Origin of the sequence: Bradyrhizobium sp. 160, assembly GCF_023073735.1 — a bacterium.
GTDB lineage: Bacteria > Pseudomonadota > Alphaproteobacteria > Rhizobiales > Xanthobacteraceae > Bradyrhizobium.
This window is the reverse complement of the sequence record NZ_JADPKD010000083.1, coordinates 372,780-398,142: the sequence shown is the minus strand read 5'-3', so window position 1 is coordinate 398,142 and position 25,363 is coordinate 372,780. Positions and strand designations below refer to the sequence as shown.

Here is a 25,363-nt window from a genome sequence, read left to right as displayed (position 1 = left end):
GGTGATGGGCTCGGGCGTACGCCGCGATGTGGGGATCGTTGCCGGCAAGGTCGGTTCGCCAGCCGGACCGTCGAAGTAAATTTGGAAATTGCTGGACCGTTTTGGCGAACACGGGCCCACTCGCCCGATACGATAGGAAGTGGAATAGCATCCAGTTGCGGTGCCATTCATCGGGAGTGTGGCCGAGCCGGGCGACCAGAGCGTCGTCGAGCGTCGTTGGGATGACAAGCGCGTCTCGAATGAGAGGTGAGCCCTCGCACGTGAAACTGCTGAGAATGGTGTCGATGGTCGCGCCTCGTATGAGCGCCGCCATCATATGCGGCTTTTGGCGCAGGATCTCGGTCAGGGCGTCGGAGATCGTCGGATGGGCAAAACTCCATTTTGATCCGGAGATTTTCAGGAACGAGCCCTTCAGCTCGGCGAAACAATCCTGGATCTTCGTGAGGGTGTATCCCGTCAGCTCCGCGACCGCCTGGGCCGCCAACACGTCATGGCCACTGGGATCGAAGCCGGCTTGATGGACATAAACCAGGATGAGCGCGGCTTGCAACTGATCATCCAAGGCATTGACCGTATCAATCAGATGCTCTGTTGGCTCTTCCATGAAGCGAACGAGCGAGTTTTCGCGAGGGGCCAATCCCTTCGTGAAGTGTGGGTCACCAAGACGTTCAGCAATCCCAGGCAGAAAGTCCCTAACGGCGGCGACTGCGGCTAGATGTGGCTTGACGCTTGATCGCCAGCTCTGGCTCTGCTTCCCGAAATTTATATGGTTATAGAGAATCTGCGCCTTTTCTTCGAACGTGAGCTCGCCGACATCGACCACAGCGCTACCATCGGCGAATTGAGCAAGGTTGCGCTGCCCGAGCCGTCGCCGCGCCGCTTCGTAAATGTGCTTGCGAGACGTCAGTAGAAAGCGGTTGCCGTGCTTGATCGCGGCCCGAAGCTTAGAGAAGGCCGACGCCCAATCTTGCACATAGTCATCGCGTAGCACGTTCGAGCCGAAGGCATCGTCGATCCAGAAGAAACGGCCCGGATCGTTCGGATTCCAGCCCGCCTCAAAGTCGCGGGGACTGGTCAAAGCAAGAACGGTGTTGGCCGGATTCTCCGAAGCTATCGTCGACACGATAGCGCCGATTGCAGATTTGCCACTTGAGGGATTGCCAAGCAGCAGCACAATGCCGTGGTCGGAGATCGCGTTGACGGCATCGCGGTGGGCCTTGGTTGGAACATAGGTGCGAAGCTTTGGAATCCAGCTATCCAGGAGAGCACGGCTCTGCTCGCTAAGCCGTTCATCAACGATCGAGGTCAGATCCCCGAGGCCGTAGACCTGGGGGACAAGCGCGCGAAGGCGAGCGCTGCTCCTGATGACGCGGACAATATATTGGCGACCAAGGATGTGCGGCTTACGCACGCCGAGGGTGCGAAGCTTGGCGCGCATGGCGGCTGCGACAGGGGCATCCACGCTCATGTTCGTCATGAACGCATAGGTGTCCGCCTGGCCTGCTTCTACCAGTTCAACGACATGATCAATCTCCGCGGTGAGATCGCTAAGCTTCAGCGCCTTTGATGCGTCAGATGTATGTTTGCACTGGACCGTCCCGATCGGTAGAGCGTCGGTTTCCGCGGGGATGAGGAAGACAGCGTCCTGACCGCCATCCTGGGCCTCGCGGAAGATCTCGACGGGCCGCCCGAGCACGACCTCGCAGACCTGCGAGCAAAGATCCTGAAACGCCCGCCAACCGATCGTATGGAGCGCCAGATCGCTCCACGGGCCGTGCGCTTGAGGTTCGCGCGATGCCGGAAGTTCGATTTGCATGCTCTCGACCGTCATGCGATGGCGCCACCGCGTAGAACGCCGACCGGCATCGGATAGATTTCCTGGTCGACCACCACCCTCGCGGCGCCGAGCGGCCCCAGGTCAATATCGAGACGCCGGCCGCCCTCGGTCGTGGTGCTCACCAAGCGCCGGCACAGCAGATCGGCCAGCGCGGGGTCTTCGACGGCGCAGATTATCTGCCGCCCGTCCGAGCGGAGGGCGGCAAGCACTTCGACTAGGTGGAGGGCCCTGAAATCGTCGATGTGCTGAACGGGATCATCGAGCAGAAGAGACCTAAGCGGTGTCCAGGCGCGAGCGAGGTGGACGGAAAGAAGGAAGGCAAGGCCGGCTGCGCGACGTTGGCCGCTGCTGAAGACAAACTGCGGATTCAGCCCGTCTCCCACCTTGAGGCTCAGGAAACGCCGGACGTCGCCGCGGATGCTGTAGTCGATTGTCCGCCAGTCGGCGTGCGGTCGCAGGCGCTGGTAAAGCTCGTTGAGAAGGGGACTAATCTGAGCGAGCCGCTCATCGATGATTTCGGCACTCACACGTCTGACAGAGCGTTCAATTTCGCGCGCCGCCGTGACCGCATTTTGTGACTGGGTAACTGCCCGAGCGAATTTCTCTATTTCGTCTCGCAGCGCGGAGATGTTGCTTTCGATCGACGACATTCGCGACACTGCTTGCGAGGCGTCCAGCACGAGGAGCGCACGCTCAAGGTCAATCAATCGGTCACGTTCGGGAGAGATAGCCCGCTCGAGCGCGTCAGGATCTTGGATGAAGCGGTAATCGAGCCCCCATTGATTGTAGAAATCGACATGGGCTGCTTCCCGCTCGCGCAGTCGGCTCAGCTCCTGTGCATGAGTTTGAACTGCGGAGGCGGTTGTCTGCAACGTGAGGCTGGGTTGCCGCACGTTCGCCTTCGCAGCCGCGAGAGCATCGCGAGCGGCCTGAACCCCCGAGGCCAGGGATGTAATCCGTCGCCGCGCCGCGGCGAGACCGGCGGCGAACTCGTCCGACGTCCGATCGGCTGCGCACAGCGGGCAATGATCGTCGTGCAGTCCGAGGCGCTCACCGTGCTCGACGAGGAGGGTCAGCGACGCCGCCATCGCGTTCACCTCTTCTTCCCGCATGAGGCGTTGTTCAGCTTCAGAGACGACTTGCTGTGCAGCATCATGCTCGCGCTGTGCCGCTTCATATGCTGCCGATGCGGCCTCGCGATTCGCAACGGCATCTGGAGCGTTGTAGGCCGCCTGCGCCGACGCGACCTCGCGGCCGAGTTGGAGCGCTTCGCCCATTCGACCCAATCGGGCTCGTCCGTTCGCGAGCGCGTTTCGACCGGCAGCCAGTCGTGCGGTCAATTCGGTGGGGGCATCCGGCGCCGCGGTGGCGATCACTTGGAGCGCGGAGGACACATCCCCTGATCTGCTGAGCGCGGCTTGCGTCTCAGACTGCTGTGTCAGTCTGTCCGCCAGCCGCGAACGAGCAGCCTCATAAGCGGCCTCGTCTTTACTGTGCGCGGCTTCGGCAGCAGCTACGACCTCCTTGGCTCTGCTACCGGCTTCGGAACCCTCCAGTGCACCAAGCGCGGAGCGGACGAGATCGAATCGCTCTGTTTCAGTGAGATCCAGGCTCAGCGCGGCGATCCATTCGTCACGGATGATCGATGTCCGGGTGAGCTGACGAAGTGCGTCATCTGGTGCAGGTCCACGGCACAGCGCAGCGCGGATTTCCTCTGGTGAGTGATCGGAGCCGGATTCTCGCGTCCGCGTGATAGTGAATGGCTTCCCGTTGTCGTCAACAAAAGAGGCGGTGACGTAATGAGCTGTGGGTACACCTTCGCCGCGCCACCAAAGGTAGTCGCTCAGGCTTTCCTTCGCCGCCTTCTCCACGGCGTACTTGTCGATAGAGCCTGTGATCGCGAACTCGACAGCATCGCACAGCGTGCTCTTGCCCACGCCGTTGCGACCGGTGATGACGGTGAAGCCCCGTCCGAAATTGATCCGGATGGGATCTCTGAAGCCACGAAAGCCGCATACTTCAATGAAATCAAGCCTCATGATGTCGCTCCCAAGATGCGAGCGACCTCCGCCGGCGTGGTCTCGTTAAGGAACGCAGTAACAGCATCCGAAGGAATGTCCTTCAGCCTGGTGCGCAGTCTCTTTTCAAAGTTGGACGCGCCGAGCAGCGGCTTGGAGCGTATAGACAGCAACGGTAGAAGCGCCTTCTCGACGTCGTCGGCTGTGGCGATCAAGGCTCTGGCGATCTTTCGAGTCAAAGAGAAATCCTCTTCGATGCGCTCGATCTCGCGCGCTCGGCGCGCATCCTGATCCGGCGTCAGAAAGACCGAATAGACGTTCCACGCCTTCGCTCCGGCGCCGCGCAGCGAAGCGGCGTGCCGAGCGAGCGCGGCTTGCTGGTTTTCCTTCCAGGTGGTGAGGAGAGCATCTGCGGTGTCGAAGACGTGGACGAATCCCATCAGTGCCGCGTTTTCGAAACAGGTCACTGGCCCGGCCGAGCCGGTCCACGTCCAAGTTTCATATTGGGCGTCGCGAAGAAGGATTTCGGCTTGCGTGAAGATGTCCATTAGATGCCCAACGCAGCTCTCGCCCCAGGGAGATCGTACCATTCCCCCGCTGGGTCGGGACGAATGACATCACCGACGCGTCCGCTGCGCACGACGTTGTCCGGCACGCCCAAGTCCGTCGCGCCCACTGCCACAACGATGTCAGACTGCATCGCGGCAGGCGGCTCGACGAATTTTCCTCGTAGTGTCCGAAGGACCGATTGAGCACCGTTGAGGACTCGGATGCTCCGGCCGTTCAGGTCATAACCGTCAGCGCGTTGAACAGCGCCGGCCTGGCGGAGTAGCAAGTGGAAGAAGCCGAGGGCTTCCGGATTTGCCGGGCGCAGAAGCTTAGCCGGCTCCGCCGCCGAGACGCCTTCAGCATCTCGCCTCAGACCATACAGAGCCTCGCTATCGAAGTTCCCAACGTTCAGCCAAGCTGGGTCACACTGGAGGCCGGTGGCGTGCTCGAAGGCGGCCCGTCCGGCATTCAGGACCTGACGAAGGTAGTTCGATGAGAACGCGCGACGAAGCTCGTCGAGCGCCACAGCTCCGGACTCTTGGACATGTTCGAACATCACGTTTTGTGCGTGCGCTATCTCCCAGAGCTGCGGGGCCTTCTGCTCAAGCGCATTTGTCGGTGAGAGGTCGATCACAGTCATCGAGAGCGGCTGCATGTCGATCAGCGCTTCGCCGATCACGGCGTTGAGGTATTCCCAGTCCGACCAGAAGCCGACAACGAGCAGATCCTTCTGCCGGAGGTTGGCAGCCATCCAAACTTTGCTACGCGCAATGCGGGTCGAGATGGTCGGATCGTCGAGCTGTGAAGGCGCCCAGACCGTAGCTGGCCGATCGCGGTGGGAACAGCCATGGAATTTCAGCAAGGGCGCTTGACGGATGGAATCGACGGTGGCTTCGTCTCCGTCGAGGGAGCCCCGGAAGTCCGCGCCGTAGTCCCAAGTGCGTCTCTCGATAAGCGTGTCGTAGTTGCTCGATATGCCGGCAACGGCGGCACGGGTGATGAGAAAGTCCGCTATCGCGGCATGCCCCGTGTTCGAAGGCCGCACAAATGTAGGCCAGGGCACGAGATGTTCGATGAAGACCGATTGCAGGGTGTTGAGGCCCGCAAAGTGCTCAGCGAGGGCTTCGAGATTGTCCCGAAGAGCGAGGTCGCAGTTCGGATCGGATTCGAGACGATATTTGTCGAAGCACCTCTCGGCGACCGCGCGGGCTGACGGCAGGCTGCTGGGCGGCGCCATCGAAAGCCCGGCGCCACAGACCACCAGAAGGCGGCCAGCGTTCATAGAGGCTAGCAGTCGAGTGATCGTCTCAGGCGTCAAGCGAGCCTCCGCCGAGAGCTAGCTCGCCGAGCCGATGGCTTCACTGCTGGCTGACTTAAGTCGCCGAGATGTTCGATCCTCACGCGCGGCCGGGCCGGCAGCTTTACTGTCAATTCCAGTTTGCCACCGATCGCTTCGACGTAGCTGCGGAGCGTCGAGAGATACATGTCCGCCTGGTTCTCGATCTTGGAGACGGAGGGTTGCTTGATGTTCAGGGCGGTCGCGACATCTTCCTGGGCCTTACCCGCGATCTGACGCAGCTCGCGCAGTCCTTCGACCTCCTGCTGGAGTTCGTCATAGCGTGCTTCGATCTGATCCTGCTGGTCGTGGGGGAGAGAAGCTATGACCTGATCGATGCTCCGTCCCATAGGATCACCCTTCTTTAAAGATTTCAGGTTTTCCAGATGGTCGGAAAACCGGCTGTCGGTTTTTGCGATAAGCTGCTTGTCGAAACGCTTGTGGCCACTGCCCGACTTGTCGCCTGCGACCATGGCGATGGCGTTCCTCTCCGGATCGAACGCGAAAGCCGCATGCCATTCGCCGTCCGCGGCAGAGAACCGCATCTCCTTCATGTTGGCGTGCTTCGAGCCTTTGAGCGTGTCGACGTAGGGCGCCGACCGAGCCGCGGACCGAATCGGCGAGCAGCTTCGCGACGGCCAAAAGTTCGGTCTGAACACCGCGCTCGAAACCCAGAAACTCCGCCTTGGAGGCGTGAAGTCTGACGTCCATGTTCACATAGCTTCCAAGCTATGTTGGGTCAAGGGCGACGAGGTTGGCATCCGTTCGTTGCACTGCTCCCCTTTGTATCCGATCCGATCGTTCGTACCGACAGCAAAACCAATGAATGTCGCGACAAAGCTGTGCCGGCCAGTTGCCCCGACGTTACGCCTCGTCACCACGAAATTTGTAGCTTCTGGCGTTGGCTCGGAGGACAGGTTTTGCGACGACGAACTTGGCGGGCGAAGCTCAAGCCCCTCGATGTCGAACGGTAAACTCGCGACGAACGCGACTATGTCTACTCCATAGCCCTCTAAGGACTACTTTCGAAAGATCGCGAAGGCTTCCCGTCCTGCTTGGGGTGCAAAGCTGACACGATGGAGATAGGATCTGCCAGTGAAACAAACCGTCCCTCTTGAACGACCCGGTCAGCGATTCCATAATTTAGTCGCTGCCTTGGAGCGCATGTTCGCGCACCAGGACGGAGTGACCGTGGCTTCCTCCTTACGGTTGCCCGACAAGGACACCGGGCGGCTTCGCGAACACGACGTGGTGATTACCCGTCATACCCATCACGGGCCGAACCTGACCGCCATTGAGTGCAGGGACCAAGGGCGAAAGGTGGGAGTTCCTCAGATCGAGGCCTTCGCTAAGAAGTGCGAAAAGACCGGGATCCATCACGGAATCGTAGTCGCTGCGAACGGCTTTACAAGTACGGCTCGCACCAAGGCTAAAGCGCTGAACCTGACGTGCATGAATTTGGCCGAGGCGGAATCCTTTGAATGGATTCGCACTGTCACCATCATCGGCCAATTTTACAACTTCACCGCGGTCGACGCCCGCGTTCGCGTGGTGGAAGACGAGCGAAGAGTCACGAATCCATCCACGGTCTATACGCCTGACGGCTTGCCCTACACCGGCGAGGGTATTCAATCCCACATCATCGACAAACTGCCCCCCGAGGTCCGCAAGTCGACCACACGACAGACCTTCAACGGTCAAGTCATTGTTCCCATGGATGGATTCTTCGTTGTCGACAATCTGAGCCAGCGCTTCCAGGTGGAGGATATTGTATTCACTTACGTACTGGAGATTGAAGTCACGGAACGCCCGATCACGCTCCATCACTACCTCGGAGAAAACACAGCGCTGGAAATCGCGTCCGGACAAATCACGTTCTCCGGTGGGCAATCCACGGTGGCATTCGTCAAATCGAAGGACGGCGTGGTGGGCTACGTCGTTTCCACGGGAGGGTTGAACCATGAAGTGAAGATCGGCGATCTGCCGGAACGGCGCCTCAGCTAGATTCTAGCTAAGTCGTTAGTTTTGGCGCCTTACGGCAAGGGAGGAAAGCCGTGACGAAGCTCAAGCGTGGGCCGCTCGAAGATGACAAGCCAGTCAAGCTCACCGTAAAGCTGCCGGCGGAGGTCTTCAGGTGTCATTCGGCCTGCCCCCTAGGGTGGGGGGTCGGCGTCCAAAATTGAACACGATGACGTATTTGCGGTCAGCGCTCGGGGCACGAGAGCTCCGTTATCGTCTACCTCTCGCAATCAAGCGACTCGGAGGAGCCGTCATGCGGCAATACGTCAGGCTAGATGTCTCGCAGAGAGAGACTGCGGTTTGCGTAGTCAATGAGACTGGAGAAGCAATTTTTGAAGGAAGGGCCAAGTCTCATCCTGGAGATCTGTCAAAGTTACTTCGTAAACATGCGCCACTGGCGGAGCGTATCGGCTTGAGACGGGCGCAATGGGGAGCTGAATGACACAAAGACGACCGTCGAGCGGCTCCAGTTGCAGATCACCCTTCACCGCACGCCACTTTTTTTGACAGCTTTTGTCTTATTGCGTCGCCGTCGTCGTCGGTGGCGCGGTGGTTGAATACTTTCTTCGACGAGCTGTGTCTTTCTCGACGGATCTAGAGCGGGCCATCCCTCAATCAGCCGGCGTCGAATGTTGGCTGCAAGACCCGGGCTCTTGGCGTACAAGCCGATCTCGCCCTGCGGTGCGTCGGGTCGTGTATCAGCAGACGACCAGTTCAAGCTCGTGATCACCACGTGGTCGTCGTCCCAAAGCAGAAACTTGCCGTGCAGTTCACGATCATGAATCTGAACCAAGCGAACGCCCGCCTGACGAGCGATCGCGGCCAACTCCTGTGCGTCCCGGTTTGTAAGGGGGCCTGACGGTTTCGAATAACAAAGAATTCCCTGCACTGATCGTTCCGCCGCGACCATCATTGGGATGATCGTGCGAGCTTCTGCTGCGACACCGAGGCGATCACCGCCGACCATGATCGATTGCTCGGCCGTTTCGCGCGCCAGCCGCATCAGTCGGGCGTGTTCGTCTCCCCGCACAAGTCGTACCTCAGCTTCACCCCCTTGCGCAGCGTCGTGCGAGCGCAGCGTACGGGACAACGACGTCAGATCGGAAGCGGCCTCCGAACTCGTGCTGATGTCAAAAACAAGCTCAGCAAATTCTTGAGCAACCCGAGCTACCGCATGGGGATGACGCAGCACGATCGACGTCTCCACGCGATCGAACCCGCTATAAAGCCAGTTGCACGAACCAACGACGGCAACAAATTCTCCAGTGGCCCGTCCAGTTGCATCTGCGATTAGCAACTTGGAATGGGACCCCGTGGTGTAGAGATGAACCCTTGCCCTTCCTCGCAAGCTGCGATCGCCGTTGATCCGGTGATTGATGGCGATCGCGGCGTCCAAATTGGCCTTGCGACTTTTCTCATCGCGATCAGCGCCCCAAAAGATATCGATCCTGACGCCTCTTTTGGCGGCCCGGCCAAACTCCTCTTGAAGCTCGATAAATGCGTCTTCGCGCAGGAATGTCGAGTGCATAACAAAGCGGGAGCGCGCCTGGCGCAAAATTTCGATCAAGCGCTCGCGATGGTCCTCTCCGCTCAGCACGATGTCGTCAAACCGGATAGGGGCGGCCGAGACAACATCGCTGGTCATCACCGAGGCTGCTGCCCGTCCCGGCGCCTTGATTTTCATCGGTGCACCAGGTTTGTTGTCCCTGGCCGCACGACGAATTGCTGCGATAAGCTGCTCGGCTGGCTCTGGCGGCAGACCCTTTATGCTGTTGCCGATCACCGTGAAAAGCGCAAACTGGTCCACTGCATCAGACGCACTGTAATCGACGCTGGACAGCTCCTCATCGTCAGTCAGAACCTGTTCCGCTGCGGCGTAAAGCTCTAGGCTCGACAATCGATCCCAGCCGCCGTCGATCACAAGGCGCCGGACATCATGCTCCCGTTCGATCGTCTCGATCTCGCTGGGCCGGTATGGTTTCAAGTCGCGCAGGCCATAGGCCCGCCAGGCGAAAGGCTCCATTGAGAATGATATCCTGCGCGCCTGCCGGCGGGTAACAGGCGGCAACGTCTCGAATGTTTCAACGACCTCGCGGCCGGCCTCAGTGGCGCGGAATGAAGCACCCTTCGGAGCTGCGGCAAGTTCGACCCATCCGAACCGCATCATACGCAGGATGACTTCCGTGATCAGGCGGGCCGGGATGCGCGCAACCTTGGCCAATTCTCCAGCGGTGCTAGGCTGGTTGGCCAACGACCACAGGATAAGGCGATCGACGGCGCTCCAATGGCGCCCTTTGTCAACCCATACTCTAAGCCGCGCAAGCTTGACCGGTACGGCGACGCGAACGGCGTTCCTGGCGCTCATGATCTGGCATCCGTCTTGAGCGAACTCCAATCGACGGCCTTAAATTTAGGGGTTTTTTCGTCGGGCAACGTCTCTTTCGCCAGATCCCCGAATGCCTCCGACATCTTCCCAAGAAAGGCCGGGACCGATCGATCGTCCTTATGGTGGCGCCGATATCGCCGTCCCTGGACTTTCAGGAATTCCATGCTGCCAACGATGACGAGCTTCCATTTGGCACGACTCAACAACACATTCATGCGTCGCCGATCGCGCAAGATACCGAGTGCCGCTCGCCCGACATGGTCGTTGTTGCGCACCAAAGAGATAACCACAATATCTGCTTCGCTACCCTGGAACGAGTCGACGGTACTCTCGAAACCGGGCGCATTGGTCCCAGGTTTGAATTCCACAGGTTTGGCAAGCTTGCCCTGCAACCCATCCTCGATGGCGCGCCCCAGGCGTTCGACTTGCTCATTGTAAGGCGACAAAACAGCCAGTGTTGTCGGTTCATTCGGTTTCTTTGGTGCAGCTTTGAGCATTCCGAGCACGGAAAGCACAGCCTGTAGCTCTGCCGGATTGTGATATGTCGGGCGTTGCTCTCCAGCGTCGCCACCACGCTGCACATAGGGAAGATTCACAAAGACAATTGGAGAATCGGGCAACCATTCATCCGTGATTATGAATGGCGGTTTCTCGCTGTAGAACTCGGCCTGGCGCTCTTCGGGCGTCTCAAGCGTCCCACCATAGAAACATTCAGAAATCAGCGTGCCGATGGCGGGGTGCATGCGATGCTGTTGCAACAGCTCAGTTGCAACCCGGCGCCGTTGCTGATCGGACCGCTTTTGTCGGTCAAGCTCGCTCGTTACCAGGCTTTCGAATAGCAACAGCATGCGACGCGCCGATGCGCACGTCTCGCTCAAGACGCTCTCGTCCTCGAAAACCTCTTTCAGATCGTCCAAACCGAAATCGCGGAATATGTTGCCAATCACAGGGTCGCTTTCGGCAAGGGCGCGCTTTACGTTCGTTTGATCCTCCAGAAACGCTGCGATGCGGTCAGTGTCGAACGGTGGCAATTGATTGTGGTCGCCGATGAGGAGACGTCGCATGGAAAGGAGCTGCGGAGCTAGCAGCTCCGGCCCGGTCGCCTTCGCTGCTTCTTCCACGATCGTCCAGTCAAACTGAGCGCCATCCTCAATCAGACGAGCGAGATCGCCGGAGTTCGTCGTGGAGAAAAGAACATTTGCCGATTGCAGAACAAGTGCTTCGAAAGAGCGTTGCTGACGCCGCGTCTCTATCGAAAGCTTGGCTCGCAACTGACCCCTCACATCGGCCGCCGCCGTCATGTCATTCAACGAACGCTGAATCGCGCGTGGTGCCCGTTGACGCAGCGGACTATCCTTGAGTTGCTTAAGATAAGCCTTTGCACGATCGGGAGTTTGTGCGCCGGAAAGGTCAGCACCGCTGTCCGCTCTTGACCGAACCAGGATGACATCGTCCGCCAGCCCGGTTTTGTTCAGCATCTTCTGAACGGCCGCGGCTAGATGGTCCAGAGCTTGATGCGCTTGTGCACTCAGTAAAAGACGGATTGTCGGATCGCCATCCAGCACTCTACGTACGAGTTCTGTGACCAACGTCGTCTTGCCCACACCAGGCGGCCCGACAACGAACTGGGCTGGGCCGGTCGACCAGATCGATCGCAGCGCGTCTCGCTTCGACTCGTCAAGCTTATTGAAATAGTCATCCTCTTTGAGTGGCTCATCCTGATAGCTGCGAAGCCGGGCACGTGGGGCCGCGAGCATATGCGCAAGCTCGGATTGCGTAGACAGCGCTGTCAGCATCCGAAGCCGACGCCGCAAGACTTGCTCGGTTCCGGTTTCATCGACCTTTCGCAAATGAAGCTGCGTGTTCGGCGGCACGACGCCGTCCAGAACCTCGAACTCATAAAGCCGCCGGTTGTCCTTCTGAACCGGGCGAATGAATCGAACACCTGCTGCCGCCCGCACCGTCATGCCGAGGCCCGCGGCTTCCGTTAGCTGCCACTCGGCGTCAACGTCTGCCTCTTCACGATCGAAGAGCCGGCGCATGAGTTTATGCGGTTCATCCACACCGAGCGCTTCTGACAATCGCACACGATGCTCAGAATCGCTTGCGGCGATTTCAACAATTCGCCTGGTTCCGTGCCGACGTTGGTTGACAAGCTCGACAGGTGCAATCTCGGCGGCCTTGAAGAGAGCCTCGGCGATTTGCGCCAGCAGCAGACCACGGCGAACCGTAACCGTCGGGTCGTCGCCCGAGGTCATGTCGAAGGCCGCGCTCCAGTCCAAGGCATCAGCGCGCAATTCATTCAAACGACGCGGAGCTTGTCCGAATCGGATGATCTCGATGCGATGCGATGGCAATTCAATGGTCTCTCGCCGACCGAGAGTTACCCGATCCCTGTGACGAGCGTTGTCGCAGGATGCTACATTCCAAGTCTCGTCCACTCCTGCGGCTCGAAGAGGTTGAAGATCATAGACGAGATTTTCGGTCATCAGCAGGAGGTCGCCACGCACGGTGCGCGCTAGGCTCGCACCTGTCTCCAGATCGGCGCGAATGAAATCCATTTGGCGATCCGCGTCGTCTGTGTCGAATGCGTCGCCTGACGCTGCATTCAACGTCGCAGATAACCGACTTGTTTGTCCCAGTCGAAGAGCAAGAACGTAGCGGCCGTTGTCGGCAAATGCTTCCACGTCCAATTCATTTAGAATGGCGTCTATTCGGCTGGTAACTGTTGCAGCGTCAAGAATGCGATTGCGTTCCGGTTGGAACAGCATTCGCATCAGATCTATTTCTGATGACCGAAGATCGAGCCTGGTCCGTCCCTCGACGAACTGGATCTCTTCTTGCTCCAGCGTACTTGCATCAAGCCCGACCAAGTCGGTCACAACCTGCCCAAGGGCTCGCCAGTCGTCCAAGAAGGAGAAGATGACCGATCCCACTGGGCGGCTCTTCGCGATAATCCGCAAGGGCGCCTTATTGATCTCGGCCACGCGCAAACAGAATTCAAATCCGCCGAGGCGGAAGTCCGGCTTGGTCGCCGCTCCGGCGGAGTAGACCGCTCGGCTATCGATCCTTCCGTGGACCAGCCCTTGGCCGTGGACCGCGCCAAGGGCTTCCCCTAATCGGCGGACGTTCTTCCAGAGTAGTGCGCGTTGGCGCGCCCCTTGCATGTTCCGGAGCCAATGATCAGGACGGACGAACCTCGCAGAATATTCGAGCGGAGCCACGTCGCCCGGCATGGCGATATAGAACGCGTCGTCGCTTTCGCCCGAAGCCGTTACCTCGACGACCACCTCGTCCGCGCGGGGGAAAGCGCGCACCCGCTCGCTTTGGCGCATTTCGTGACGCCAAAGCTCTCTGAAGTCCGCGTCGACCGCAGTCCCTGTCTTCACCCAGTATTTGAGAACCACCGGGTCGCCGGTCCGACGATCGGTAGCGCGGATCACTCCTGATTTCAGCGTGGCCGTATTCGGGGATGACAAAAAGCTCTCATCGAGCTCGAAACGCTTCTCGAGGGTATCCAACTGTCGTTTGCGGCGAGTCGAATCCATCAATCTCCCTACCGCCGTTTTGAACGCAAACGTCGATGTAGAGCTTGCGCGTTATTCGAATCGGCCGACCGTGGACCTAACACGATTCCTATTTCCTGTTTTGTTCGCAACCGGAAACCGGCCGGTGCGCTCGATGAACCCAGGATTCTCGCTCCGCATCCGGGTGTCGGCTGACGCCACGCGGCCTATGCCGGTCCGACTCCACGCTGGGAACAAACTGGATCACTATGGTCCTTTGGAGTTCCAGGAAATTGGCTGCTCCCAGGCTGGATTTCTGGGAATTTGCGAACAAAAACAGTGTATTTCGGTCTAATTCGTTGGACCGAGTACTTGCGCAGCGGCCCGAGCATCCAATATTGAACGAATAGCGAACATTGGGGGGCATATGCCAGTTCCGCAGGCGCGTTTTACCGAGCTGCTCGCAGACCTTGAGCCGAGTCCAACCACAAAGTCTCAGGCTTCCGGCGGCCATACCGGCATTCGAGATCACCTCCGAACACAGGAGAAGTTCAAGGACAGGTACGTCACGAGCTTTCTGTCAGGGAGTTACGCCCGGAGCACGTCAATCCGGCCGCGGACATCGGCTGATGGTGAGGAGCGTCCGGACGTCGACATCATCATCGTCACGAACTTTGAGACCAGCGATCATCCCGATAACGTGCTGCAGGAGGTCTGCCGCGCGCTGGAAGCTGGCGACGATGGCTATGTCGTGGAGCGGATCAATAAGCGTTCCGTGCGAGTTGAGACCTGGCAGGCCGACATGGATATCGTCCCGGTGGTGCAGACCTGGAACGGATATATGATTCCGGATCGCGACAACGGCACCTGGAAGTTCACCAATCCACCGGTGCACACCTCATGGAGCGCGAAACAAAATGAGAAATTCGATGGCCGCTTCAAGCCGCTGGTGAAGCTTTTCAAGTGGTGGCGCCGTGTGAACCCCAGTGGCCGCCGCCCGAAGGGTTTCGTGCTCGAAGTGCTCGTTTCGCTTCACGCACCGACAACAGAAACGCATTATGGCGAGGCGTTCGCACGGCTGCTCAAGAATTTCTATGATGCGTACGGGTTTCTCGCTGCGGTCGACCAGAAACCCTTCATTGCCGACCCAGCCGATCCGTCAAACGACATCCTTGGCAAGGTAACCGTCGCGCAGTGGAAAGATTTCATTGAGAAGGTCCGTGTCTATGCCGACATTGCGCGACGCGCTCAGGAAGCGGAGGACATGGAGGAGGCGACCCGCCAATGGAGGCGCGTCTTCGGTGACAGATTCAAGGCGACTGCGACTGTGGCCAAGGCCGCATCCTACGGCGGCTTCGCTGCGGCATCCCCCGTACCTGCCGGCTACACGTTTCCCAATGCGATGGCAGCGCCCGCCAATAAGCCGCGTGGCTTCGCTTGAAGTTCTGGTGGCTGGCCGATTCGGCGAGGTTGGCAGCGGAGAAAGCCGCGATCGAAGCGCTCGCGCGCGAAGAGAGCTGGTTTGAGCTCGATCGCTGGCGATTTCACGAAGGCAGGTTGAGCGCCGAAGGTCTTCTGATCGCGCACGGTCACAGCTATCCGATCCGGCTTGTCTATCCAGACCAATACCCTGAAGTTCCGGCGTGGGTCGAACCGCAAGGAGAAATCCGTTGGACCACCCATCAGTACGGAAAAGGCACGCTGTGCCTCGAATTGCGGCCCGATAATTGGATCTCCGGCGCGACCGGTGTGGATGTTCTCCGCAGCGCCCACAATCTCCTCGTGGTGGAGAACCCCCTGGGAGAAGGGGAGCATCGCGCGCCATCGGCTCACGATATCGGGCAATTGCAAGCCTATGACTGGGGCGCCAATCCGGTTCTGATCGGCTCGGGCTGCGCGGCACGGATCCGGGCCGGCAGGGCAGGCGGTCTGAGTGCCCTGCGCTGGATGGCCTACGACGACGTCTGGCCGATCATGATCCATGATGAGGAGGACCGACAGGCCGCCCGGCGACCGCCGGGGCCGGACCTCAATAGCTGGCGTTTCGAGGTGGCTGTCTATGTATCCGACGCGCCTTCGCCACCGGCTGGCGACCTCGATCGGGCAGGATTGATTGGCGCCACCGGCTTCGATCCGGAGACGGCGGCGGCGGCCGAGGCTTCGACCGCCGGCGTCGTCGTCTTCAAGGGCGCGGAGCTTGAAGTGGTTCACCTTGTCGCCGACGGCGGGACCCACCGCCGCCGGGTCTTTGTCCTGCCTGATGAGGACGGTGCGCGGTCGGCGCGCCCGGCGCAAGTCGGGGCCAAGCGCGTTACGATCGTCGGTGCCGGCTCGGTCGGGTCCAAGATTGGCGAGGCGATCCTGCGTTCGGGGGTGCATCGGTTGACGTTGGTTGATGGTGATGTGCTCCTTCCCGGGAATCTGGAGCGCCATGCGCTTGACTGGCGTGACATTGGATTTCGCAAAGTGCATGGGCTGAAGCGGCGGTTGCTCGGGATCGCACCGGGCGCGGACGTGAACGCGATCGACGTCAATTTGAACTGGCAGCGGTCTGCGAAGACTCACGCGTGGCAGGTCGAGGCGGTCGCCGAAGGAGAGGTCATCGTCGATGCGACAGGCGATCCGGCGACCGCGCTGTTTCTCGCAGCCATCGCAGAAGCCAATGACAAAGCGTTTGTCTCGGTTGAAGTATTCGAAGGCGGCCTCGGTGCCCTGATCGCAACCTGTGTGCCGAGCCGTGACCCACCCTTTGTCGAGGGCCGGGCGACGTTTCTAGCCTGGTGCGATGTGCAGGGTGTCAAACCGCCAGAGGCAGGTCCGCGCCGGTACGAGATGCTGGCGGAGGATGGCACGCCAGTTATCGCCGATGACGCCGCGATCACGATGACCGCGGGCCATGCAGCGCGCGTGATCCTCGATATCCTCGACGGCACTCCGCCTTCGATCGATTCCGCTTGGCTGTTGCTCGGATACCGAAAGGCGTGGTTGTTCGACGGACATAGCCACACGATCCGCCTGAGTGTGGGCGAGCGCGGGGTCCGGGCTCCGCCCGCCGGCGATCCTGAGGCCAGGTCGTTCGCGGTGAATCTGTTTAAGGAGTGGCTCGGTGAAAATAGCGCTGGCGCCTGATCAGACCCACAGGCTCGTTGCCGCTCTTAAGCAGGCAGGCGTCAAGGAAATCGGCGGTCAGCTGTTCGGCGAACAGCTTGCGCCATCGGATTTCCGTGTGACCGAGCTGACCGTGCAGTCCCGGCCGGGTACGTTCGCGCGTTTCATCGTGGATCTGTTGCAGGCGGCAAGGGACGCCGTCCGCTTTTTCGATCGGACAGAGCACAGATATACGCGGTACAATTACATTGGTGAGTGGCACAGCCATCCGAGTTTTGCTGTGCAGCCCAGCGGTACGGATGTGGCGACGATGCGGGACCTCGTCCGGGACTCGCAATTTGTGGGCTACTTTGCGATTTTGATGATCGTCCGGCTAGATGCAGAGGCGCTGACAGCTGGCGCGTGGCTCTTTGATCCGCAAGGAGCCGAGCGCGCAGTTTCGCTGGAGGTTTAAGTTGAGCAGCAGTGATAATGCACCGGCATTGACTGACGCCCGAGGAATGGGAGGCGTGATCGCCCAGGATGGTTTCGATTACCAGCTTTGGGATGGCCTTGCCCGGTTGCCGCTTTGGCTGGCCAACCCCGCCTTTGAGCAGATCATATTCGAAGGGTTGGAGGATTTGGAGGCGCGGTTCTTTACTCCCTATGCGCCGCGCGAGCGATTGCTGGAGCGTTTCCAGGCGAAGGCCGGCTCGCTGACGCCGGCAGGGGTACGCGAGGTCTTTGAGACGTTCCTGCAATTCGAAACCGCCTTTCCGCATGCGGCACGCGTGCACACACTGGTGACGCCGCGGCTGTCCCCCTCCGTCGCCTGGCTCGCACGGGATCCAAGCCGGGTCCGCAAGGCTCGCCCGTTTTACGCGCCGTTCGCCGACGTGATGGCGGCGAGCGATGCCGAGCTGCGGAATCGGCTCATCGAGACCTATGGCGTTCCATTGGGAGCGTTCATCGCCGAATCGGTCGAGGTCAGCGAGCGTAATCTGCCAGACCGTGATGCAGCTTTGGCGACATTTGGGGTTGAACTCGATCGAACTTATCCGTCCCTCGAGGCGCCGCAGAAACGGGTCGCGGAGGCGTTCGAAGCGCTGAGCGCATTGGCGCGACGATCAATCGGCTCCCCAATCGGACGACTTGTCCTGTTGCGGATAATCGAAGACGCCCTCGGGACGCGGCTCCCGCTCCCGCAAGCCCTTCCAGTGCATATCCGATCGGACCGAAACGAGGGAAACGAGCGCAGCCTAGAGATCGACGCCAGTGGGTTTTCCGGTCGCGACGGCAAATTCCCGCCGCAGAAGCAGTGGACGGATGATCTGGTTGTGCCGCTGGATCGAACGGCGCGGTGGCTTCGCAGCCACACCGTGCCCCGGGTCGCACTCAGTGGCTCCTATCGTCTGACGACGGCGATCGTCCTCGGCTGGTCGCTGCGCGCGGCAATAGGATTCGAGCTGGAAATACCGACAAGGGCGGGCGCGTGGGCGACTGATGATCGGCCTTCAATGAGCGACATCGCGCCAACTTGGCAAATCGCTGAGCCGACAGCACTGCACGGAGACCAACTGGTCATTTCGATCGGGATTCTGCGCGACCCAGCGCCCGATCTTAATGAGACAATCGACGTCCCCAGCGAGTCGGTGCTGAGATTTTTTCTCGATCGTCCAATTCCGTCGGCCAAGGCTGCGCAGGTCGGTGTCGCAACTATCAAGCGGTCGGCAGATGCCGCAGTTGCACGCCTGCGGCCTCAAGGGATTCAGCTTTTTTTCGCGGGACCAGCGGCTTTCGCTATAGCGCTCGGTCATCGCTGGAACGCGATGCCGCCGACGCAATTGCACGAGTTCGTCATCGCTGATCGCACCTATGTTGCAACTGCACAGATTTGATCAGGTGCGGCGGACCAGATTCTTGATCCATGCCATCGCCGTCTCAATAGCCCAATCTGTTTGGTCAGGCGTCAAGGCGGGTGGTGGTCGGCTCCCCGCGCCATGGCCATGCGGATTCCGAACGTGAATGAAGTAGGCCCTCAACAGGTCCCCCTCCCACGGGGCGATGAATCGTCCGTTCTGTTGGCTGACAAGGTTGTCGATGTAGTTGGCGGCGCCACGCTCGCGGCCCGTCGACCAGCCCTTGTCGTCGGATATAATCTTGATGGTGCTTTCGAGCGCCTTTGCCGCATGAAAGGCGGCATCTTGGCGCTGCCCGTCGGCGTGCTCGATCGCTTCCTTGAGTTCGCGATCGACGTTTGCCCATTTCGCATCTCGCAGTAACGCCCAGCAGGGCTCCGCGATGCGCGTCTCGGTCAGCTCGTCTCGCGCAAACTGCAGGATCCCGTTGTGATAGTGCATCGCCATCCGGGCCTGCCGGAAGCGACTGTTCAGCTCATCCACGGCCCGTGCGACCATGGGGATTGCGTCTGGGGCAGCTCGGCCGAGTTGGCGAGCGCGCTCCTCCGCCAAACGGAAGAGCAGCTCGACCAAGCTGAGACGCATTTTTAGAAAGGTGTCTGCGGTCCCATGACGATCCTTCCATAGGTCATACACCTCGGTCAGGAATTCCCCGCAAGCGGCGTCCCAGGACGGCGCGTCGTAGAGACGCCCGCGTCCTGTTTCGCGTGCGAGCGCGTCGTGCGCGCGTTTGAAGAAGTCATCGTTGAGCTGCAAAGGCTCAACAAGGTCGCCGAAGATGATGTGTGCAACCTGAACGAAGAGTTGGTGAATCTCAGCGGTCGGCCGATCGCCCCAATAGATCTGCTGAGGGTAACGGCGAAGGAACAGGTCATGGATCATGATGGTTCGCCGTCAAGGGAGCCGTTTCCACCCATGTTTCGAAGTTCCGCCAGAAAAACCGTGCCGGCATCGACGGCTCGCTGCGCGGTCGCCGGGTCGACGTCCATACCATGCGCGGCTTCGTTCATGACCCGCAGGGAGTCCAGAAGCTGCGGCGTGCTGACGGGGGCGAGGCTGCGACGATGCAATTCGCGCAGCATGTCGCCGAGGCCGGTCGGTCGAGTCGAAGCAAAGCCGTGGTCGCGCATGAAGTTGCGCAAGGCCCTCTCGATCTCCATGCGCATCTTGACGACGGACATGAGCGGAAATTCACGAGCGAACTCCTCCACGGTAGGCAGGTCTTGCTGAAGCTGGGGCGGCAGAGCAGGTGATAGCTGATATTGCGCTACGCCCATCGGCTTGCTCGCGTCGCGCAGAGCATATTCGACAATCACTTTGTTACGGCCCTTACAGAGGATGATGCCGATCGTCGGCTGATCGTCCCGGTGCCGGAGTTGGTCGTCAACGGCCGAGAGATAAAAGTTCATCTTCCCTGCGAATTCGGGCTTAAAGTCTTCGATCTTCAGTTCGATTACCACGAAGCAGCGTAACCGGAGGTGATAAAAGAGCAGATCAAGATAATAGTCCTGGCCGGCGACCTCGAGATGATACTGGCTGCCGACAAAGGCGAAGCCCTTACCGAGTTCGAGGATGAGCGACCGGAGGTGCTCGATCAGCCCACGTTCGAGATCGCGCTCGAGCATCTCGGGGCCGAGCGATAGAAAGTCGAAAGTGTAGGGGTCTTTCAGGATCTGCTGGGCGAGCTCTGATTGCTCGGCTGGCAGGGTTCGCGAGAAATTTGTGAGCGCGCTGCCCTGGCGGGCGAAGAGGTTGCTATCGATCTGATGGATGAGGACGTTGCGGCTCCATCCGTGTTCAATCGCTTGGCGGGCGTACCAAGCGCGCTCCTCGGGCGCCTTGACTGCATCCAGCAGGCGGACGTTATGGCCCCAAGGCAAAAGTGCAACAACCTGTTGCACAAATCCGCCATCCGGCCACGCCTCCGCGAAGGCGCGCATATACTTCAGGTTTCGGGCCGAGAGCCCGGTCATCTCAGGGAAGGCTCGGCCAAGGTCGTCGGCTAGACGATCGATGACCTTGGCACCCCATCCCTCCCGGTCCTGCCGCGCGAGGATATCGCGTCCGATGTTCCAATAAAGCAGGATCAGCTCACGGTTCACCGAGAGAGCGGCACGATGCCGCGCCTCCGCGATCTTCCGTTTAAGGTCGCTGACGAACGCCGAATAGCTTCGCGCGTCAATTTCGGTCGTCGGTTTGGCCCTTTTTCGGGCCGAGAGGGATTTGGAAGGTCGCCTGCTCACGCGGCCACCTTCAAGCGCTTCTTCGCCAGCATGGCGCGCACGAACTTGTCCCACTTTGCCATTCCCGCGCGCTTCTCGGGCATGTAATGCCAGCGATCATAGTTCTTGGAGCTGACGTCCTGGAGCGCATGATTTTGCAGACGATCTCGAATTTCTTTGGACACCCCGGCCTTGCCAGCCAGGGTCTTGAAGGTTCGCCGGAGGTCCCGATTCGTTGCATAGGGGATCACGCCGCGGTCCCGTTGACGCCAAACGAAGCTATAGAGCGTACCGTGGCTCACGGGCTTGGACGGGTCCTTCGCTGAGGGAAAGAACCAGCCGTACTTATTTGGCTTGATTGACTCAATCAATTCGGCGGCGATCGATGGCACTGGAACAGCGTGCGGCTGAAGGTTTTTGGTCTTGGACCAATCGATGATCTTCTCCGGCGCATCCCATTGATCGACATGCAGGCGCGCGATTTCCTCGACGCGTTGACCGGTCAGCATGATGAGCTGCACAGCGCGGGGATAGGAGGGATGAACCGGCGTATCGGGGCATTCCAGCCAGCGATAGAGTTGCACGAACTCTTCCTCGTCGAGCCAGCGCGTGCCCTGAACCTTGGGTTCGGTCGGAATTTCCGAGGCCGGATTGAATGGGATACGGAAGCGGCGCGGGGATGTATTCCGATAATCGTTGTCGGATTTCATCCCCCAACTATAGGCCGCGTGGATGTAACATCGCACGTGATCGGCCATCGAGCGGGCGCCACGCTCGTAGATCGGCCGGATAAGTTCGACGATCTCTTCAGACTCGATCTCACGAGCCAGTCGGTTGCGCCCGAGCGTTCCAGCGATCTTGTTGAGGCCCTTCTCTGTCTCCTTCCAGGACGGTTTGCCGGCGGCCTTGAGCGACGCAACATAGCCCTCAAACAGATCAGCGACGGTGCCGGGACGAGTATCCGTTGCGATCTTGATGCTGCGGCCTTTCTGGATCACATCGGCGTAGTCGCGCTTGAAGATATCGCGCGCCTGAGCCAAGGACGTCGACGGATAAGCGCCAAGCTTCTTTTTAGCGCGTTTGCCGTCGCGCCATTGCTGCGCCATCCAGTCTGCGGTCACACGCTTCGGCATCGGCTTGAGGACGAGGAGAAGTCGGCCGGTGCCGCGGCCTTCACCATCTGCGAGGTTTTCTTGTTTCCGGCTGAGTTCGACGCGCTTCAGCGCGTGTCGGATCGCGGTATCAGTCAGGCTTGGCATGGCATTTCTTCTGTTCCGCAACTGGGATCGGTCGGGGAAAAAGGGGGATCGTTTGCTGGGAGCGGAAGGCCGTTCGCTATCCCTCTAACCGCTCCCAATTTGCCATAGCCACCCCCAGTGCGCAACGTGAGAAAAGTACTATTTTATAGGTGTTTCAGAGGGATCAAGCGTGATCCAGCGTGATCGAATAGGGGGTAGTGGGGTGGTTGTGCACCAGGATCAGCGCGGTTGCCGACAGCTCCAGCGCGCGCTTGATCACCTCGCGGGGATAGACCGGGGTGTGGTCGACGGTCCCGGTCTGCTGCACCTCGTCGGCGATGAGCTGGTTGCGCTTGTCGAGGAAGAGCAGGCGGAATTGCTCCTTGTCGGCGAAGGCCATGCTGGTGCGGCAATAGTCGATCACCTCGTTCCAGGACGACAGCGCGTTGCGGCTGTTGACGTCGCCTTTGGCGACGCGGTGCGCCGCTGCTGCGATCAGCTTGAGCTGGTTGATCGCGGATTCGCCGATGCCCTCGACCTCGCGCAGGCGCGCCACCGGCGCATGCACGACCTCGGCGAACGAACCAAAAGTCTTGATTAAGGTCTTTGCGAGTGGCTTGGTGTCGCGCCGCGGCAGCGCGGCAAACAGCGCCATCTCCAATAGCTCGTAGTCGCTGAGCGCATCCGCGCCCGCGCTGTAGAAGCGCTCGCGCAGCCGCTCGCGATGGCCGTGATAGTGCGGCGTATCCTCAGATTTGCTCTTGTCGTGGTCCGGCTTGGTGGGCATCGGCCGCCAGCATTGCCGCGGAACCGCAGTTTTGCAACCGTCAATTGCGATGGCAAACGCCGTTCATTGTAGGCCGGCGGCCCAAAGCCTCACCCGATCTGCTTCTCGCCGTGCCGCTCCGATAGCGTAAAGATCTCGACACCCGTCGCCGTGACGCCGACCGAATGCTCGAACTGCGCCGACAGCGAGCGGTCGCGGGTGACCGCGGTCCAGCCGTCCGAGAGGATTTTCACATGCGGCTTGCCGAGATTGATCATCGGCTCGATGGTGAAGAACATGCCGGGCTTGAGCTGCACGCCCTCGCCGGGCCGGCCGATATGGATGATGTTCGGCTCGTCGTGGAACATGCGCCCGAGGCCGTGGCCGCAGAAATCGCGCACCACGCTCATGCCCTGCGGCTCGACGAAACTCTGGATGGCGTGGCCGATGTCGCCGGTGGTGGCGCCGGGCTTCACCGCGGCGATGCCGCGCATCATCGCTTCATAGGTGACTTCGATCAGCCGCTCGGCTTTGCGCGCGATCGGGCCGACCGCATACATCCGGCTGGAATCGCCGTACCAGCCGTCGACGATGAAGGTGACGTCGATGTTGACGATGTCGCCTTCCTTCAGCGGGCGGTCGCCGGGCATGCCATGGCAGACCACGTGGTTGAGGGAGGTGCAGGTCGAGTACCGGTAGCCGCGGTACATCAGCGTCGCCGGATAGGCGTTGTGGCTGAAGGCGAAGTCGCGGACGAATTCGTCGATGCGCGAGGTCGGCACGCCGGGCCCGACGATATCGGTGAGCTCGTCGAGGCACTTGGCCACCAGCGCCCCCGCCTTGCGCATGCCGGCAAAGGCGCTCGGCCCATGCAGCTTGATCTGTCCGGTCTTGCGCAGGGAGGTCTCGGTGGCTTCGACGTAACTCATGCGGGCGCGATCTTCCAAAGGGGCTCGATGTCGGCGGAAAGGCCTGATTTCAGGCTCCAATCTAGTGATTGCGGGCCTTCATGCAAGCCAAGCGTGATGTTTGCGCGCGAAAGCGGGCCTAATTCGGGACTTCTACGGCCGTTTCGACCGGCAGGGCGCCGCGCACGCGGATTTCGCGGACGGGATAGGGAACCCGGATGCCCTCGCGCTTGAAGGCGTCCCACAGCGCCAGCATCACGTCGCTCTTGACGTTGTCCATGCCGTCGGGGTCCGCGATCCAGAATGTCAGCGAGAACTTCATGCCGGCCTCGGCGAACTCGGTCAAAATGCTGTTCGGCGGCTTGCCCTTCTGCGCGCGCGGGTGGGCGGCGGCGGTCTCGGCGGCGAGCTTGCAGACGAGGCGCGGGTCGGCGTCGTAATTGGTGCCGAAGGCGATCTTCACCAGCGTGTTCTTGTCGGTGTAGGTCCAGTTCACGACTTTCTGCGTCACCAGATCCTCGTTCGGCACCAGGAATTCGCGCCCGTCGCCGGCCGCGACGGAAATATAGCGCGTCTTCATCGCGCTGATCCGCCCGGTATTGTCGCCGATGGTGACGAGGTCGCCGGGCTTCACCGACTTGTCGGCGAGCAGGATGATGCCGGAAATGAAATTGGCCACGATCTTCTGCAGGCCGATACCGATGCCGACACCGACCGCGCCGGAGAATACCGCGAGCGCCGACAGATCGATCCCGACCGCCCCGAGCGCGATCACGATCGCGACCGCAAGCAGCCCAATGCGGATGATCTTGACCAGCAGCACCTGCACCGACGGCGTCAAATCGGTGGTCGCATTGATCCGGCTCTCGGCGAAATTGCTCGCGATGTTGGTCAGCCAGAGCGCGATCAGCAGCAGCGCGCCGGCCTTGAGCGCCAAGAGCGGGGTCAGGCGCAGGCCGCCGAGCACGATCGCGAAGGAATCGAGCAGCTCGACGGTCGCATCGAGCTGGCCGAGGATGGAGAGGGCGGCGATGAACCACGCCGTGATCGACACCAGCTTGACGATGAAGGCGTTGCGCAGCACCGAAGTGAGGAGCCGGATCACCAGCCACGCCAGTCCGAGCTTGGCCGCGACCATCAACAGGTAGCTGCGGCTCGGCCAGGTCGCGTGGTACATCACCACGCGCGAAATGATCACGAGCAGGGTGAAAACCGCGGTCGAGGCGCTCGCGACCATCACCCGGACGAAGTGCCGGAGCGGCAGCGGCCAGCGCATCGCCAGCGACGTCATGTCGAGGCGGCTGCGAATGGCGGCCTCCGCGGCATAGGCGATGCCGGCGGCGGCCAGGATGAGACCGAATTGCAGGTAGAACCAGGGTGAGGAGATTTCCGCCCCGACGCTGCGCCCGGTCGTCTGCACGAACTCCATGAAGTCCTTGAGGTCCATGTCCATCGGGTCGGTCTCGTCGGGAAAGCGGGCGGGAGGATTCTGATTCGAGGGCGCCGCAGAATCCCACAAAGGGCACGGCCGGACCATCGATACACCGCGAAGTGATGCGCGTTAAGGCCGCA

19 protein-coding genes and 1 pseudogene are annotated in these 25,363 nt (G+C 60.3%); 7 read left to right on the top strand and 13 right to left on the bottom strand.

Annotation, left to right across the window (positions count from 1 at the left end):
• The 5 genes from IVA98_RS35885 to relB form a co-directional block, all read right to left on the bottom strand.
• The coding region (locus tag IVA98_RS35885; RefSeq protein WP_247356760.1) for an nSTAND3 domain-containing NTPase at nucleotides 1–1,831 on the bottom strand (1,831 nt) is incomplete at its 3' end.
• Nucleotides 1,828–3,876 (bottom strand): AAA family ATPase, encoded by a 2,049-nt coding sequence (locus tag IVA98_RS35880; RefSeq protein ID WP_247356758.1) that lies wholly within the window; start codon nucleotides 3,874–3,876, stop codon nucleotides 1,828–1,830. The genes IVA98_RS35885 and IVA98_RS35880, both read right to left, overlap by 4 nt.
• Complete coding sequence (locus tag IVA98_RS35875; RefSeq protein WP_247356757.1) at nucleotides 3,873–4,403, bottom strand: hypothetical protein; 531 nt, start codon at nucleotides 4,401–4,403, stop codon at nucleotides 3,873–3,875. Before IVA98_RS35875 ends, IVA98_RS35880 begins: the two co-directional genes overlap by 4 nt.
• On the bottom strand, nucleotides 4,403–5,722 hold the full coding sequence (locus IVA98_RS35870; protein WP_247356755.1) for an SIR2 family protein: 1,320 nt from the start codon (nucleotides 5,720–5,722) through the stop codon (nucleotides 4,403–4,405). Before IVA98_RS35870 ends, IVA98_RS35875 begins: the two co-directional genes overlap by 1 nt.
• The gene (gene relB / locus IVA98_RS37915; RefSeq protein WP_247356753.1) at nucleotides 5,719–6,294 is read right to left on the bottom strand and encodes a type II toxin-antitoxin system RelB family anti-toxin; all 576 of its coding nucleotides are present in this window, start codon (nucleotides 6,292–6,294) and stop codon (nucleotides 5,719–5,721) included. Before relB ends, IVA98_RS35870 begins: the two co-directional genes overlap by 4 nt.
• Nucleotides 6,295–6,835: 541 nt before the next feature.
• Between relB and IVA98_RS35860 the strand changes: the two genes are divergently transcribed.
• From IVA98_RS35860 to IVA98_RS37910, 3 genes and pseudogenes are all read left to right on the top strand, one after another.
• Entirely contained in the window at nucleotides 6,836–7,744 is a 909-nt protein-coding gene (locus tag IVA98_RS35860) for a restriction endonuclease (protein WP_247356752.1), read from the top strand.
• A gap of 50 nt (nucleotides 7,745–7,794) precedes the next feature.
• A complete protein-coding gene (locus IVA98_RS37060) occupies nucleotides 7,795–7,923 on the top strand; it encodes a DUF2274 domain-containing protein (RefSeq protein WP_346657760.1) in 129 nt (42 codons plus the stop codon).
• Between the two features lie 89 nt (nucleotides 7,924–8,012).
• Nucleotides 8,013–8,194, top strand: a pseudogene (locus IVA98_RS37910) (IS110 family RNA-guided transposase); the annotation flags it as partial.
• 49 nt (nucleotides 8,195–8,243) lie between these two features.
• Here IVA98_RS37910 and IVA98_RS35855 read toward each other — a convergent pair.
• Both IVA98_RS35855 and IVA98_RS35850 read right to left on the bottom strand, forming a co-directional pair.
• Nucleotides 8,244–10,124, bottom strand: coding sequence for a phospholipase D-like domain-containing protein (locus IVA98_RS35855; RefSeq protein ID WP_247356749.1), 1,881 nt, complete (start codon nucleotides 10,122–10,124; stop codon nucleotides 8,244–8,246).
• Nucleotides 10,121–13,693 (bottom strand): AAA domain-containing protein, encoded by a 3,573-nt coding sequence (locus tag IVA98_RS35850; protein WP_247356747.1) that lies wholly within the window; start codon nucleotides 13,691–13,693, stop codon nucleotides 10,121–10,123. Before IVA98_RS35850 ends, IVA98_RS35855 begins: the two co-directional genes overlap by 4 nt.
• Before the next feature lie 385 nt (nucleotides 13,694–14,078).
• Here IVA98_RS35850 and IVA98_RS35845 point away from each other — a divergent pair, with 385 nt between their 5' ends.
• From IVA98_RS35845 to IVA98_RS35830, 4 genes are read left to right on the top strand one after another with little or no spacing between them, the layout of a single operon-like run.
• The gene (locus IVA98_RS35845) at nucleotides 14,079–15,092 is read left to right on the top strand and encodes an SMODS domain-containing nucleotidyltransferase (RefSeq protein WP_247356745.1); all 1,014 of its coding nucleotides are present in this window, start codon (nucleotides 14,079–14,081) and stop codon (nucleotides 15,090–15,092) included.
• Nucleotides 15,089–16,780, top strand: coding sequence for a ThiF family adenylyltransferase (locus IVA98_RS35840; protein WP_247356743.1), 1,692 nt, complete (start codon nucleotides 15,089–15,091; stop codon nucleotides 16,778–16,780). The genes IVA98_RS35845 and IVA98_RS35840 overlap by 4 nt, the downstream gene beginning before the upstream one ends.
• Nucleotides 16,758–17,213, top strand: coding sequence for a Mov34/MPN/PAD-1 family protein (locus IVA98_RS35835; RefSeq protein ID WP_247356742.1), 456 nt, complete (start codon nucleotides 16,758–16,760; stop codon nucleotides 17,211–17,213). The genes IVA98_RS35840 and IVA98_RS35835 overlap by 23 nt, the downstream gene beginning before the upstream one ends.
• Nucleotides 17,214–17,259: 46 nt before the next feature.
• Nucleotides 17,260–18,636, top strand: a complete 1,377-nt coding sequence (locus tag IVA98_RS35830; protein WP_247356769.1) for an SAVED domain-containing protein — start codon at nucleotides 17,260–17,262, stop codon at nucleotides 18,634–18,636.
• Here IVA98_RS35830 and IVA98_RS35825 read toward each other — a convergent pair whose 3' ends face one another.
• The 6 genes from IVA98_RS35825 to IVA98_RS35800 form a co-directional block, all read right to left on the bottom strand.
• Nucleotides 18,637–19,539 (bottom strand): abortive infection family protein, encoded by a 903-nt coding sequence (locus IVA98_RS35825; protein WP_247356740.1) that lies wholly within the window; start codon nucleotides 19,537–19,539, stop codon nucleotides 18,637–18,639.
• Entirely contained in the window at nucleotides 19,536–20,954 is a 1,419-nt protein-coding gene (locus IVA98_RS35820; protein ID WP_247356738.1) for a PDDEXK nuclease domain-containing protein, read from the bottom strand. Before IVA98_RS35820 ends, IVA98_RS35825 begins: the two co-directional genes overlap by 4 nt.
• The gene (locus tag IVA98_RS35815; protein WP_247356737.1) at nucleotides 20,897–22,138 is read right to left on the bottom strand and encodes a tyrosine-type recombinase/integrase; all 1,242 of its coding nucleotides are present in this window, start codon (nucleotides 22,136–22,138) and stop codon (nucleotides 20,897–20,899) included. Before IVA98_RS35815 ends, IVA98_RS35820 begins: the two co-directional genes overlap by 58 nt.
• Nucleotides 22,139–22,301: 163 nt before the next feature.
• The gene (locus IVA98_RS35810) at nucleotides 22,302–22,904 is read right to left on the bottom strand and encodes a JAB domain-containing protein (RefSeq protein ID WP_247356736.1); all 603 of its coding nucleotides are present in this window, start codon (nucleotides 22,902–22,904) and stop codon (nucleotides 22,302–22,304) included.
• Nucleotides 22,905–22,993: 89 nt separating this feature from the next.
• A complete protein-coding gene (map, locus tag IVA98_RS35805; protein ID WP_247302683.1) occupies nucleotides 22,994–23,812 on the bottom strand; it encodes a type I methionyl aminopeptidase in 819 nt (272 codons plus the stop codon).
• A 118-nt stretch (nucleotides 23,813–23,930) separates the two neighbouring features.
• Entirely contained in the window at nucleotides 23,931–25,244 is a 1,314-nt protein-coding gene (locus IVA98_RS35800) for a mechanosensitive ion channel family protein (protein ID WP_247302685.1), read from the bottom strand.
• Nucleotides 25,245–25,363 lie beyond the last annotated feature (119 nt).

Coding starts and splice junctions, on each gene's coding strand:
- IVA98_RS35880 (WP_247356758.1), bottom strand. CDS start 3,876: ATGAGGCTTGATTTCATTGAAGTATGCGGCTTTCGTGGCTTCAGAGAT.
- IVA98_RS35875 (WP_247356757.1), bottom strand. CDS start 4,403: ATGGACATCTTCACGCAAGCCGAAATCCTTCTTCGCGACGCCCAATAT.
- relB (WP_247356753.1), bottom strand. CDS start 6,294: ATGAAGGAGATGCGGTTCTCTGCCGCGGACGGCGAATGGCATGCGGCT.
- IVA98_RS35855 (WP_247356749.1), bottom strand. CDS start 10,124: ATGAGCGCCAGGAACGCCGTTCGCGTCGCCGTACCGGTCAAGCTTGCG.
- IVA98_RS35850 (WP_247356747.1), bottom strand. CDS start 13,693: ATGGATTCGACTCGCCGCAAACGACAGTTGGATACCCTCGAGAAGCGT.
- IVA98_RS35845 (WP_247356745.1), top strand. CDS start 14,079: ATGCCAGTTCCGCAGGCGCGTTTTACCGAGCTGCTCGCAGACCTTGAG.
- IVA98_RS35830 (WP_247356769.1), top strand. CDS start 17,260: ATGGGAGGCGTGATCGCCCAGGATGGTTTCGATTACCAGCTTTGGGAT.
- IVA98_RS35825 (WP_247356740.1), bottom strand. CDS start 19,539: ATGATCCATGACCTGTTCCTTCGCCGTTACCCTCAGCAGATCTATTGG.
- IVA98_RS35815 (WP_247356737.1), bottom strand. CDS start 22,138: ATGCCAAGCCTGACTGATACCGCGATCCGACACGCGCTGAAGCGCGTC.
- IVA98_RS35810 (WP_247356736.1), bottom strand. CDS start 22,904: ATGCCCACCAAGCCGGACCACGACAAGAGCAAATCTGAGGATACGCCG.
- map (WP_247302683.1), bottom strand. CDS start 23,812: ATGAGTTACGTCGAAGCCACCGAGACCTCCCTGCGCAAGACCGGACAG.
- IVA98_RS35800 (WP_247302685.1), bottom strand. CDS start 25,244: ATGGACATGGACCTCAAGGACTTCATGGAGTTCGTGCAGACGACCGGG.